Below are 13,278 nucleotides of genomic sequence, written 5' to 3' on the forward strand. Positions count from 1 at the left end.
CATCAGGATTTTAATTTATACTATATAAAAGATGATAACCTGAGTATCATACAAGGAGCGCAATACATCGGAAATTTTAAAGAAGGCAAAAAAAACAACCGAATAGGGAATATTTTATCATTGGACTATGAAAATAATGCAGGTCTTGCTAAAGTACAAGTTATAATGCCTGATCGTAATAGGATTGCAATTGATTATTTATTGTTGTTGAAAATTAAAAATGAATGGAAAATAATTCATAAATCTTTTACATCTAAAAACTATGACAAGTAAAGCCAGTTGTTTACGATCCTCATGTATAAATATAATTAATAGTAGATTTTTAATTATTGCTTCATGTTTTTTAATCACTTCGAGTACATTTTCACAATCAATAGTTATAGAAAGTTGGACTAAAGACATTGATTTTTATAAGACCAATCTTGAACAAAATCACATTGACTTATACAATACAATTAGCAAAGTTGACTTTGAAAAGGAAATACAGCAAATAAAATCAACTTTAACCAAAAAAAGTGAAGTAGAAGTTATTATAGACTTAATGCGATTAACTCGAAAAATTGGTGATGGTCATACAGCATTTTCATTAAGAGGTGTTGAAACACATTTATTCCCAATTGAAATTTATAACGTAAACGGACAATGGAGAGTTGTTAAAACGACTAACAACCATAAAAATCTATTGGGTAAAATATTGACAAAAATTGATGGGAAAGCAATAAACAAAATAACAAAGGAGGTCAGTAAAGTTGCACAGTATGTGGAAAACGAACAATCTGAAATTATTAGAACAGGAGAGTATCTGATGATATCTGAATTACTCTTCGGTTTAAAATTAACGAATAATGAATTCAACGCAGCGTTTACTTTTTTAGATGATATAACAGGCAAAAAAACTACCCTTTCGTTAAATGTCATTAACAATAATGACTATTATGCAAATACTGAATTCGTTACTTACCAAACTTCAATTCCAGAAATACAAAAACCAATCGATTCAAAACACGATTATCTTTGGTTTAGCCCTATAAAAAACACAACAGGAATTTACATCAAATTTGAGAGCTATCCATCTTTTGAGGACATGGAAAAGTTTGGTGAATCGGTTTTAAAGTTCATAAATGAAAATCAAATTAAGCAAGTAGTCATTGACTTAAGAAATAATAGTGGTGGCGATTTTTTTGTCGGAACTTTTCTGGCGTATTATCTAAATTTAGCAGATAGTATTGATTGGAAAACTGGAATTTATGTGTTAACAGATAAAGTAACTTTCTCAGCTGCTACAAGTAACGCTTCACAATTTAGGCAAATACTCAACGCAAAAATTGTCGGTGAATCGACAGGTTCTAATCCTACAGGTTATCAGGATATGGGACAATTTACACTTCCTAATTCTGGAATGGTTATGACTTTTTCAAAAAGATTTTTTAGATTTCAAGATCACATAACTCAAGGTGTACAACCTGATGTTCTAATAGAATATGATTGGAAAAGTTTCTCTAAAGGAATTGACAATATGATGCAGTGGGTTATAAATGATATACAAAACAAATAGTAAAGTGGTTAATAAGAACACGAATCGAGAACACCAATGGCAACTATACTTTAAACTAGATCGTTGGTAAACATTAAAACAAGAAAATGAACATTAGACTATTAATATTATTACTAGTATCAGCTCAAATATTAGCACAAACAAAAATTAAACACTTAGCTATTGATTCAAAGTACATTGATGAGACTAGGAAACTAACTATCGCATTGCCTCAACAATACGAAAATTCGATAAAAAAATATCCTATAATTCTGATTTTAGATGATGGATTATTATTTAATACGACTAGTGCAATTGTCAACCAATTAAGCAATACCTCTCGGATGCCAGAATCTATAGTGATTTCATTGAGTTCAGATAAGAAACATAGAAATTATTTCTCACCTAATTTATATAATAACCACCAAAACAGAATGTACAATTATGGTAATCATCAAGAAGAGTTTATTAACTTTTTAGAATTTGAGTTATTACCATTAATTAAAAAAAAATATCGTGTAAATAACTTCAAAATTTTTATTGGTTTTTCACCATCATCAGCAATAGGTCTTCATACATTATTAAATAAGCCAGACTTATTTCAAGCCTATATTTGTTTTGCTGCTGGCAATATTATTGGAGATGGCTACAAAAAAGATAAGCGACTGATTGAGGAGCTAGAAAAACTTTATTCCAAAGATAAAGAAAAACCAAGTTACTTATATGTAGTATCAGGTAGCAAAGATGCAAAATCTCAAGCCTATATAAATACAAACATTAAGGAGTTTAATCAGAAATTATCCAAATATAATTCAAACACAATACATACAAAAGCTGAAACTATTGAGGGAGAAGGACATACAGACGTAGTATTACCAGGTTTAATTGCTGCATTCGATTTTATATTCCCAAAGGAAAAATGGTTAGTGGATTATCTTGATTTAATTGAAAAAGATGGGTCTGTCAAAGAAAATATCCTTTCATTTTACACGAATCTGTCAAATGACTATAGCTTTGAGGTTTATCCTAATGTAGATAGATTATATAGTATGAGCTGTCTTAAAAATATAGGAAGACGGTTACTTGAAGCAAAAAACATAGAAGAAGCTATTGAACTTTATGAATACTGGACAGAACTGTATCCATCATCCCATTTGGCTTATTACTTTCTAGGTGTTTCACAAAAAGAAAATAAAGATATTATTAAAGCCTCTGAATCATTCAAAAAGGCAATTGAATTGGCATCAAAGCAAAATGATGTCGATTTTAGTAATTATCAAAAAGCTCTTGAGAATTTAAAATAGTAAGAAACATCAATCAAAATCAAAAGCATCATGAAAACAAATCTATTTATCAGTCTCTTTTTAATTCAATTTGCATTTGGAGTCAATACCATATTTGGGCAAGAAGCACAAAATAATGATGAACTTAAAGCTAAAATAGATACCTATTTAATCAATAGTGCAACCAATGGGTATTCAGCATCAGTATTAGTAGCCCAAAATGATGAGATTATATTATCCAAAGGTTATGGTTGGGCTAATCGTGAGCTTAAAATCCCAAATGCATCTTCGACAGTATTCAATATTGGATCTATCACAAAACAATTTACTGCTGCTGCAATTTTAAAATTAGTGGAAGCTGGAAAGCTTAAAACTGCAGATAAAATAAGTCAGTTTTATGACCAAGTTCCGACTGACAAGAAAAACATAACCATTCACCAATTACTTACACATACTTCTGGATTTTCACCTAGAACAGGTGGTTTTAGATATGATGAAGCTAGTAAAGATCAATTTCTAAAAGATTTTTTTGAAGCCGAATTACAATCAGAACCAGGAACAAAGCATCATTATGCAAATGCGAATTATATTTTGTTAGCTGCTATTATAGAATTGGTTTCTGAACAAGATTATGAGGCTTTTTTGCGTGAACAGTTTTGGAAACCCTTAAAGATGAATCATACAGGTTATAAAAGTATTTCATTTAGCAGCGAGCACATTTCTCATGGCTACTACTTTTATTATACTGATGGTATCTGGAAGGATTGGGGAATTACACAAAACCATCTTCCAAATACAGATAATCATTGGTATAGTATTGGTAAAGGTGATATCTATTCGACTACAGAAGATCTTTACACATGGCAATTAGCGTTGCAAAAAAATGTAGTGTTAAGTGCTGTATCTAGAGCGTTGTTAGAAAAACCATTTGTAGCTGAGAATGAAAATGAAACATCCTATTATGGTTATGGATGGTCTATATTTAAAACAAAAACTGGAGTGAAAGTGGTGTGGCATAATGGAAGTAATGGCATTTACTTCGGAAACTTTGTACGGTTTATTGATGACGATATCGTTATTATTGTTTTATCTAACACAATTATAAACTCGGATTCTGAGAATGTTGCATGGCATATTAGTAAAATGCTTACTGATGAGAAGTATGTTCCACGTCCTGTTACAAAATCACGTTATGAGCTTGTCTATGACTTCATGAAAACGAATTCCATAGCACAATCTAATCAGTTGCCAAATTTTCTCAATACTTATCTCGACGGAAAATTTAAAGACAAAGCAGTTTTAAACAGAATTGGGTATAAGCTAATAGAAAAAGAAAAAGAGCCGTTTTGGGGATTAGAGTTATTAAAACTAAATGTGCAAATATTCCCAGAGGATGGTAATTTGTGGGATTCTTTAGGTGATGCTTACTTCAAATATAAACAGTATGATAATGCCGAGAAGGTTTTTAATAAAGCATTAGAATTTAAGCCTGAAAACAATTGTTATTGGTGCGAGAATTCTCAAAACAAACTTAAACAACTTAAAAATTAATCGATAAAGAATATCTAGTAATGAAAAAGTATATAGTCACATTAAGCGTCCTTCTTTATGCATTAGTTGTACCTTTTTTGGAAATAAATGATACGCATGTTTTTAATCCAGATTGGACACCACATGCAAAAATTCATGAGGTTTGGCAACTCATCACAAATTCAATTATAGGTGTATTGTGCTTATGGTTGGTTTGGATTAAAAAGGAAACAAAGATTAGCGCAATTTTAAGTTTAATAATTACTGGAAGTTTTCTAATTGCATTTATATTTCAAAACTATTATGGAGGTTCAATGAAGTATTTAGATGGAAGTGAAAAAACACTAATTGGAATTAATATTGGTATTTTAGGGTTTGGGCTAGCCTTTGTTTTAATAGTATCTACGATGTTAATTGAAAAACTAAAGCCAAATAAATGAAAAAACTAAATAAAACTCTTGAAGAGCAACGAACTGAATTCACAAATAGAAAGTTTCTTGCAACACCTTTATCTGGCATAATAGCTTGGTTATTCATTGGTCTTTCTGGAATTATTTTTCCAGATAGAATTACAGTATGGATTCTTTTTATTGGTACAGGTAGTATTGTATATTTAGCCTTATTTATATCAAAATTCACAGGTGAAAATTTTCTCAAAAAAGACAAACCCAAAAATGAATTTGATGCTCTTTTCTTATATACAGTAGCTCAAGCCGTATTGGTTTACGCTATTGCTATTCCTTTTTTTATAATGGACTATACGTCATTACCTTTAACAATTGGTGTTTTAACTGGTACGATGTGGCTACCATTTTCATGGATTATTAAGCATTGGATTGGTTTTTTTCATGCTATAGCCAGAACTGTTTTGGTTGTATTACTTTGGTATATTTTTCCAGACGATAGGTTTGTTATTATCCCTTTTACTATAGTTCTTATATATATTATAACTATGACAATTTTAAAAAATAGAAAATGAAAGAAGAAGATAAGCTTAAATTATTAAAAATCAGTTGGGAATTACATGACCAAGTAGAAACAGCATACTTAAATCATCAAGCAAAACAAAGTGATGATGATTGGTTAGAAAAACAAAGATTTCTCCTTGCAGATATGGCGTTACATCTATTACAAACAGCTATAAAACCTGGTGAACTAAAACTAGAAAAGCTACGTGATAATCTTCATGCCATTCTTACAATTTCTGATCAATTTTTACCTGAAGCAGATCTTAAAAAAGCAACCAAAAAGCTATACGATTAATAAATAAGAAGGAAATTTTTGTGCATTAGCACTAATGATTGTTGTTACTCAAGACATATACGTTCTTATAACCTGTAAAATGTAGTATGGAAGTGATTTTTATCATGTTTATCCTAAAGAGTTCTCAATATCTTTAGACTATTAAATTTAAACAGATGAAAACTATAAAACAGTTACTCAAACCTTCAAATTTTATTGCCTTTTTCGCTCTTTTAATAATTGGATTATCCTTCGGAAATGCACAGGTAATTGATAATGATAAAACAGATTACGATAAGCCTGAAACTGAATTACATCCTGAGATACTTTGGGATGTCAAAGCTTATTTACCTGAAGCTAAATTAATAAAAGTTAAAGCTATTGATAAAGCCGGAAACATGTATGATGTTAAAGGGATTCAAAGTTTTGATGATACTAGTATTTTAGATGTTAAGGCTATCATTAATGGAGAGCACTTACCTATAAAATTAATAGTTAAAGAAGATGACATATATTTCCCGCTTAAGGCTATTAGCATTGATGGTACTATATTAGATATTAAAGCTGTAACTGATGATGGTGACTTATTACCAGTAAAAGGAATTGGCCAATCTGGTACCATTGTTCATATTAGAGCTATTGGGAAAGACAACTTATTTTATAACGTTTTTGCGATATCTCCAGAGGGTCAGGTTAATGATGTAAAAGGTGTTAAAATGCTCAAAACTACAGTAGAAACTGTCATATATGGTGTATCGATATATGCTCATGTTAAAGCATTGCTACAGAATTAAGACAGTTCAGGTTCAGTAAGGGCTATCAAAATCATAAAATACTATACTATGCGTTTATTTATTTTTTTAATTGTAATCCTAATATTGAATAGCTGCAATTCAGATAAAAAATTAAAAAATGATAGTGAAAATGGTGTGCCAGAACGTACAGAATTAAGTCAAGATTCAAAAATATTTCTTGGTAATAGATTATTTTCAGAAAAAACATGTATTACTTGCCATGCTATAGATTCTAAAAAAACAGCTCCATCGGTTGTCGATATTATGCATGTTTATAAGGAAAACAATGCAGATATTGTATCATTTTTAAAAGGAAACTCAAAGCCTATCGTTGATACCACAGCCAGTCAAGTAGCTATTATGCAAGCAAATATTGATGGTTTTTTAAAAGAAATCACTGATGAAGAGTTAGACGCAATAGCTACATATATGCTACATGTAGATGAATTGAATAATAAATAACATGAATGAGTAATGTCTATGAGTTAGTGATAATTAACTCAATAGTCCCTCTTTTGTAAAACCAATACTATCTATGCCTTCATTTTTAAAAAATTCATCAATAGTCACTTCTTTTTGAGCTATATATTGAGATTCAGTGGAGAACTTATGCTTTATGAAGCCTTTAATCATTAAGAACTCTTCTTCTAATTCTACTTTTATGTCTGGATCAGTTTCGCTTATAAAGCGTATTAAGGTAGATTTAATGCCTATTAAAAACCCTTTCAGGTTTATGATTTCTTCTTTTCTCCAACGTTTTAAATCTGCTCTATTTAGACCATATGCAGGAATAGAGGCTTCACCCATTGCGCTTACATTTCCCTGATCGTCTTCTTTTGCTTTTACTAAGCCATCTAGTTGAAATTCTAAGTGATCTGCAGGGTCTTCTTTACATGGGTCTATTAATAGACGATGAGGCTCTTCATCACTAACAATATCATGATGATGCCGAATCCTATTGTTACTAACAGGAAAACGGTTTTTTTTGCCGACAGGTAATGGATCAACAAAGTCTGGTATAATCTGTTTGGTCTTTCTATTGCATAAAGGACATGACCAAAGTAAATTGTCCCAATCTGCACCCAACCAGTAATACCCTGGATATATGAGGTCTTCGTCTATTTGATTTGTAAAAGGGTTGATTGCTGCTTTCGGTCTAAAATGTTCAATATCTGGAGGTGTAACGTGAGTGAAATTACTTTCACAATACGCACATTTATTACTAAAAACAGCTTTTAAATTCTCTCTTAATACGTCATTTTTATAAACAGTAAACTTCAAATTCTTTTTTGTAGTCAACTTTTCATCATTATCAAAATTCGTTTTGTCTGCAAAAAAAACAATAGCCTTTAAGGTCTCGACTTCAGCTTTAGTAAACTTTCCACCATTTAATAGCCTTTCAAAAATGCTTTCAAAATGTGGTATAGCGCCATCTATGAGCAATACCAAACTATCACGCATTGCAGTTTCTTTTGCTGCATTCCTATCCAATTTAGTATTCTTAGTATTATAAATTGGTATTTTAGGTCGTTCTGGACGCTCTATTTTTATCATTTTATTAGTATTATATCTAACTACCTCCCCAAAGTTTCTTTACTTCATCTAGTTTTGCTTGATCCAAATTTTCTAAGCTCGCTTTTAGGTCACCTTTTTCAGATTCTGCATATTTTTGTTCAATAATTTTTAAGCTAATCATATCATTCATGGTTTCACCTACGAAGTCATTTAAACCTAAGTTACCAGTAGCAGGATCAATTGTCATTTCCTCATTCAAGATAATTTTTAGTTCTTCAAATCGATCTTTTTCTTCAGCTGTAGGCTTTCTTAATGATTGCAAATGATAAAACTCACTATAAAGTTTTTCCTGTTCTGGATCCATAGTAGTATATAGACCAAAAACTGACGTTAACAATTGCCCTACACGCATTCGTTTTGGAGATGGTAAGTCCTTTACAATTTCTATGTTTTTGTTTTCATCTAAACGCATCAAAATTACTTCACCTTTTTCTAGCCCTCTAAGACAAAGAGGCTCGTGCGTAGCAATAATAAAATTGATTCCAGGGAACGTTTTACGTAAGGCATTAATAATGCGCATTTTCCAGCGTGGATGCAAATGAACACCAATTTCGTCCACCAATACAATGCCTTGAGCATTAAATATTGAAGGCCATATTTGACCAAAACCCATCATAATATCCAAAGCCAAAGCCAAAATAGCTTTGTAACCAGCACTTAAATCATCTAGAGGAATTCCTTCTTTATTCGGATATAATTTTAGACAAACGATTGGGTCTCCATTTTCATCTTTATCTGGGTAAAAGAATTGATCCTCACTTAGAGATAATAAATCACCAAGACTTTTAGCTATTTCAGGAAAAAGCTCTGTATCATTTATTTTTTCGGTAAGCCATTTATTACCATTTAGTAATAAAACATGTGGATTAAATAAATTTTCTATAAAGAGAAAATCCTTTTCTTTATCATCTTCATATTCGTTCGAAAATAGTCGTGTTGCCCCATAAGATCTAACGATAAGTTGCGGTGCTTTAGGAGCAATTGCAAATTTATTTGAGGACTTAGAAAAATTTAGAGTAATAGGTCTTTTACGATCACTTAAATAGACTTTTACCCAACCACTTGTTTCTTCTGTATTACGATTTACAAATTTTGCTGCATTAAGATTAAGTCGATTAAGCCGCTCTTCTCCAGCTAATGTTAAGGTTATGGCTTGAAGGACAGTACTTTTTCCAGTACCATTTTCGCCAAGTACAGTCATCCAAGGTTCTTTAAATTCTCTACCTTTAATATCTTTACTAGTATTGAATGTTAACTCTAGGTCTTCAATAATTTTAAAGTTTTTAATTCTCACTTTTGTAATCCATCTACTTTGTCCGAAGTATTCATTTTTAGCACCTTTACTAAACTTGTCTAAAGAATATGATTTTCTACTAGTTTGTTTTACAGATACATTTTGAACTTCCTCAAAAAAATTGGCTTCATCTAGTGCAGATTCTTCTGTTTGTTTTCTATAATATGGCAGATATTCTGGCATATAACCTGGATTTATATCCATTAGATCTTTCCAATGATTTGACCACTTACAAGCTAAATATGGGCTTTCTGGAGCAATTAAACGATCAATAAGTCTCTTATCATAACCCTTATTTTCTTTTCCTTTGGTAGCTTCAAAAAGGCGAACGATTTGTATCGCATCGTGTAGATTTTGCAATTCCCTTTTTCTAGAAGCGAGTAATTCTTTTCTATTAAGCCCTAAGATTTTTATTGTTGTTTCTCCTTTTTCTGTCAATGGAATAGCTTGCTCTTCCTTAAAACCAATATGTTGTTCAATAAAATCTTCGTACTTACAAGGATCAAGCAATAATGGGTATTCTTCAGAAAGATCTCCTAAAACAGGAATACGCTCACCTTTAACGGGAAAATAATTACGTTTATAACGTTGATTACAAACCGAACAGGATAAATACAAATTGCTCCATTCGTAAGCTAGCCACCAATAGTGATTAGGATCAAAAGATCCATCAATATTCATTGCCCCAGATTTTGGTCTAAACAAATCTATATCACCATTGCTAACTTCAATAATTCTGCTTTCGCAATAGGCACATTTTCCATTAAACAAATGTTTAACTGCTTTTCTAACAGATGGGTTTGTAAGAACAGTAAACTTATAGCGTTTGTATTTACTTCCTTTTTCCTGATCTGAATGAAAGCGCTTCATCTTTTCAAATTCTGATTTCATTCGTTCTGAATCAAGAATAGGAGGCTTTTTAACTAAAGTGCGATCTACATAAATCATAACTGCTTGGTATTAATCACGTGATAAATAATTAAACGTATTTTCTCTGGTAATAAGATCAAAACTCTCTTCATCTATAGCTGCTTTTGTTTCTACAAACAAATCTTTATCAGAGTTATGGTTTCGCACTACATAAAAATCTGTACCATAAAGAATGTGACTTCGTAATCTATTTCTACCTTTTAAGTGCGATGCTTTTTTATTTGGTGATGACTCAGCTTCATACAATTTGTATTGTGTTTCATAATCTGATCCTTTTCGTAAAGTAAGGTTAAGAAGTGGGTAAATTGAAGGTTTACTAATTATGTAACTTAAATCGGCATACATATTATCATACTTCATAAGTAGACTAGTTATAATAGCATACCAATCTGTATCGTGCCATAAACTATTGATTTTACTATCAGAAAAATTGCCCTGATCATTTTTCATAAACTGTATGCCTGTATCTGGGTTTTTAACAATACTACGACTATAAACATCTCGATCAGATTCTAAATATTTTATCCATTCATCTTCACCACCATAATGCGCTAAGCAAATTTTTAAATTACTTAAGTTATTGGTTAGAGGTGTAGCATCATCTATATACCCAAAAAGTTGACGTGTAGTATCGTTCTTAGCACCTTTAAGCACTTCTTTTAATAAAGTTTCCTCGTATAAACACAAATAATTCATTGGGTGCGTAAAATTAAATTGCATCTCTACATTTTTTACTTGGGGAAGTAACATTGGTTCTGCTGGATTACTTCTTTTATCTTTATAATGCTGCTTAAAAACAGGATGAAAATTCCAAGATTTTTGTTTTCTTCCACGATAATAAATGACGCCAACAATACAATGTGTCATTATCGGAATATTATTTTCTGATGCATATCTCCAAAGCGGTAATAAACGTTCATCAAAAGCATAATACCCTAAAGCTGGATAAATCTTAAATCCACTAAATTCTCGATCTTCCATGTAGGTTTTCACAAAACATGGTTTAAGTTTCATTTTGTTATTAACGAGCTCGTAATCAAAAAAAGTAGTGCCTTCTTCTTCTACACGTCTAGGATCAACAAACAAAAAAGGATGATATTGTTCTGGCGAACCAGATTCTCTTCTTGTTTTAACAAATTCCCACAGTTCGCGCATTTGATACTTATAGGTATCCTGAAAATCTGAATTTTCCCAACCATCCTCTAATTTCTCTTTTTTAGCATTTAATAAATCTCTCCTTAGCTTTGTTTTTCCTGCTCCCATATATTCCATATCCATTGGGAGTATCACCAATTCAGAACCAGGAGGTAATTGGTGTAAAGCGCGTTGTGCAACATTTCTTTGAGAACCATATAAAGCAAAACGTCCCATGAGCATATAGCGCTCAAGTAGTTCCATGCCTTTGGTACTTACAATTTTATTAAAAACAGGAAAGAGGCTTTTTACAACAAACCAAATAACTCTTCGACTCCAATTAATAAAGACTATGACAACTGCAACCCAAAGGAGTTTCCAATAGCCATTCAATTCATAATATAAATTAAGGTGAGCTAATTTATCTTTTATCCATTTAATAATTCCGGAAGCATCAGTATTTATTCCTATTAATCCTGACAGCCAATCAATACTATAAATTGCTGCAATAAGAGACAACCAAAATACTATGATTTTATAAGGTATATATAGATATAATTTAGACTTTATATAATAAAGCAGTAAGGTATGCGTACGTTTTTTACGTCTGCTTTTATAAAGTGTGTCCCAACCATTATCTGCAGTACTTTTATTTGGAAACTTTAAGCTGTGTTTATAATGATAGTAGCGCTTTGCTAACCCAACTATCCATCTTGTGTGTATTAAAAAATAAAATGGCCATGGAACAATAGTTTTAGCCAAAAAAGGTGGTACAAATTGGCTTGTAAAAACATGTGCATGCGCATTTATAATTCTCTTTTTAGACATATTCCGTTTCTATATTGTTTTAATTGTTAATACTAAAAATAGCGAATAACTAGTAACATATTTTTAAGCATCAGTATAAAATACCAATTTAAAGAGGCATCAAAAAGCATTACCATTTTTTTGATACAATAAATCTTAAAACTAAAGGGAGGAATTATTAAAGATAAATATATGATTTTTTTATTTAATAATCAAGCACAAATTGCTTATTATGAATAGGTTGCACATGTGCTTAATACCTGCCTTTTTTTTTAAAGTATCACTGTTGTGTTGGTGCTATCTATGATTACATCGAATATCTCATATTGGAATTATGTCCTTAACATTTTGCATAATGCGTTTATTGACTCAGACACATCACTTATATCTTCAAACCCTTCGGAAAAAGATTTTCTATATTTTAGTGTGTTTTATAAAGCTACTTTGGTTTTATTTAGAAACGATTATAATTATTATATATTTAATCGTTGCATTATTGCTATAAGAATAACAGCTATTAACTTTCATGAAAATCAGTAATTTATTTATAATTCTTTTATTGCTCTTTCTTTCTTTTTCAACATCTGTTTTGTCACAAAATAAAAAAATAGATAGTCTTAAGATAGAATTGCAAAACCATAAAGAAAAAGATACAGTCCGCGTTAAAATTCTTAATCTATTAGCATTTAATCACTATAGAAACGATCCACCTCAATCATTAGCATATGTAGAAGAAGCTTTGAAACTTGCTGATGATATAAAATCTGTAAAAGGTAAAGCTCGTAGCTTCTACCTAAAAGGAGTTATCTACACGGAGCAAGCCAATTTTAAAGTTGCAATTGATAATTTTGAAAAAGCAATACAACTTTATAACTCTTTAGATGATTTAGAAGGTATAGGAAAATGCAAAAATGCTTTAGGCGTTTTAAATTATTATAAGGGAAATTTTAAAATTGCTCTAAGCTATTATGAAGAGGCATTAGCCATAAAAGAAGAACTTGGAATAAAAAAAGGAGTTAATGGTATTCTATATAATATTGGGAATATTTATTCATATATGGGAGACTATCAAAAGGCATTAATAAATTTTGAAAAGGTTTTGAGTGTTAATAGAAAAAGTAATGACGCACATGGAATACTTAACTGTTTAAATTC

13 protein-coding genes are annotated in these 13,278 nt (G+C 30.9%); 10 read left to right on the forward strand and 3 right to left on the reverse strand.

Annotated elements, in window-relative coordinates:
• The 9 genes from QZZ53_RS14515 to QZZ53_RS14555 form a co-directional block, all read left to right on the forward strand.
• A partial coding sequence (locus QZZ53_RS14515) for a nuclear transport factor 2 family protein (RefSeq protein ID WP_296385991.1) occupies nt 1-273 on the forward strand: 273 nt, incomplete at its 5' end.
• Nucleotides 263-1,555 (forward strand): S41 family peptidase, encoded by a 1,293-nt coding sequence (locus tag QZZ53_RS14520; RefSeq protein ID WP_296385993.1) that lies wholly within the window; start codon nt 263-265, stop codon nt 1,553-1,555. The genes QZZ53_RS14515 and QZZ53_RS14520, both read left to right, overlap by 11 nt.
• Nucleotides 1,556-1,641: 86 nt before the next feature.
• The gene (locus QZZ53_RS14525; protein ID WP_296385996.1) at nt 1,642-2,838 is read left to right on the forward strand and encodes an alpha/beta hydrolase-fold protein; all 1,197 of its coding nucleotides are present in this window, start codon (nt 1,642-1,644) and stop codon (nt 2,836-2,838) included.
• Between the two features lie 30 nt (nt 2,839-2,868).
• A complete protein-coding gene (locus tag QZZ53_RS14530; RefSeq protein ID WP_296385997.1) occupies nt 2,869-4,368 on the forward strand; it encodes a serine hydrolase in 1,500 nt (499 codons plus the stop codon).
• A gap of 20 nt (nt 4,369-4,388) precedes the next feature.
• Complete coding sequence (locus QZZ53_RS14535) at nt 4,389-4,787, forward strand: hypothetical protein (protein WP_296385999.1); 399 nt, start codon at nt 4,389-4,391, stop codon at nt 4,785-4,787.
• Nucleotides 4,784-5,326 (forward strand): hypothetical protein, encoded by a 543-nt coding sequence (locus QZZ53_RS14540; protein WP_296386001.1) that lies wholly within the window; start codon nt 4,784-4,786, stop codon nt 5,324-5,326. The genes QZZ53_RS14535 and QZZ53_RS14540 overlap by 4 nt, the downstream gene beginning before the upstream one ends.
• Nucleotides 5,323-5,610 (forward strand): hypothetical protein, encoded by a 288-nt coding sequence (locus QZZ53_RS14545; protein WP_296386003.1) that lies wholly within the window; start codon nt 5,323-5,325, stop codon nt 5,608-5,610. Before QZZ53_RS14540 ends, QZZ53_RS14545 begins: the two co-directional genes overlap by 4 nt.
• 155 nt (nt 5,611-5,765) lie before the next feature.
• Nucleotides 5,766-6,383: a hypothetical protein gene (locus QZZ53_RS14550; RefSeq protein ID WP_296386005.1), complete on the forward strand. Its 618-nt coding sequence runs from the start codon at nt 5,766-5,768 to the stop codon at nt 6,381-6,383.
• 48 nt (nt 6,384-6,431) lie between these two features.
• Nucleotides 6,432-6,845: a cytochrome c gene (locus QZZ53_RS14555; protein ID WP_296386007.1), complete on the forward strand. Its 414-nt coding sequence runs from the start codon at nt 6,432-6,434 to the stop codon at nt 6,843-6,845.
• Nucleotides 6,846-6,878: 33 nt separating this feature from the next.
• On the opposite strand, the gene QZZ53_RS14560 is transcribed toward QZZ53_RS14555, so the two are convergent.
• From QZZ53_RS14560 to QZZ53_RS14570, 3 genes are read right to left on the reverse strand one after another with little or no spacing between them, the layout of a single operon-like run.
• A complete protein-coding gene (locus QZZ53_RS14560; RefSeq protein ID WP_296386009.1) occupies nt 6,879-7,937 on the reverse strand; it encodes a hypothetical protein in 1,059 nt (352 codons plus the stop codon).
• Nucleotides 7,938-7,953: 16 nt separating this feature from the next.
• Complete coding sequence (locus tag QZZ53_RS14565) at nt 7,954-10,200, reverse strand: AAA family ATPase (RefSeq protein WP_296386011.1); 2,247 nt, start codon at nt 10,198-10,200, stop codon at nt 7,954-7,956.
• A 12-nt stretch (nt 10,201-10,212) separates the two neighbouring features.
• On the reverse strand, nt 10,213-12,144 hold the full coding sequence (locus QZZ53_RS14570) for a hypothetical protein (RefSeq protein WP_296386013.1): 1,932 nt from the start codon (nt 12,142-12,144) through the stop codon (nt 10,213-10,215).
• A 568-nt stretch (nt 12,145-12,712) separates the two neighbouring features.
• On the opposite strand from QZZ53_RS14570, the gene QZZ53_RS14575 reads away from it, so the two are divergent.
• The coding region (locus QZZ53_RS14575; RefSeq protein WP_296386014.1) for a tetratricopeptide repeat protein at nt 12,713-13,278 on the forward strand (566 nt) is incomplete at its 3' end.

The sequence above is a fragment of the Winogradskyella sp. genome, from assembly GCF_016744625.1.
GTDB lineage: Bacteria > Bacteroidota > Bacteroidia > Flavobacteriales > Flavobacteriaceae > Winogradskyella.

Bases quoted from the DNA above. Each gene is read 5' to 3' on its own strand.
- QZZ53_RS14520 (WP_296385993.1), top strand. From the start codon at position 263: ATGACAAGTAAAGCCAGTTGTTTACGATCCTCATGTATAAATATAATT.
- QZZ53_RS14525 (WP_296385996.1), top strand. From the start codon at position 1,642: ATGAACATTAGACTATTAATATTATTACTAGTATCAGCTCAAATATTA.
- QZZ53_RS14530 (WP_296385997.1), top strand. From the start codon at position 2,869: ATGAAAACAAATCTATTTATCAGTCTCTTTTTAATTCAATTTGCATTT.
- QZZ53_RS14535 (WP_296385999.1), top strand. From the start codon at position 4,389: ATGAAAAAGTATATAGTCACATTAAGCGTCCTTCTTTATGCATTAGTT.
- QZZ53_RS14540 (WP_296386001.1), top strand. From the start codon at position 4,784: ATGAAAAAACTAAATAAAACTCTTGAAGAGCAACGAACTGAATTCACA.
- QZZ53_RS14545 (WP_296386003.1), top strand. From the start codon at position 5,323: ATGAAAGAAGAAGATAAGCTTAAATTATTAAAAATCAGTTGGGAATTA.
- QZZ53_RS14550 (WP_296386005.1), top strand. From the start codon at position 5,766: ATGAAAACTATAAAACAGTTACTCAAACCTTCAAATTTTATTGCCTTT.
- QZZ53_RS14555 (WP_296386007.1), top strand. From the start codon at position 6,432: ATGCGTTTATTTATTTTTTTAATTGTAATCCTAATATTGAATAGCTGC.
- QZZ53_RS14560 (WP_296386009.1), bottom strand. From the start codon at position 7,937: ATGATAAAAATAGAGCGTCCAGAACGACCTAAAATACCAATTTATAAT.
- QZZ53_RS14565 (WP_296386011.1), bottom strand. From the start codon at position 10,200: ATGATTTATGTAGATCGCACTTTAGTTAAAAAGCCTCCTATTCTTGAT.
- QZZ53_RS14570 (WP_296386013.1), bottom strand. From the start codon at position 12,144: ATGTCTAAAAAGAGAATTATAAATGCGCATGCACATGTTTTTACAAGC.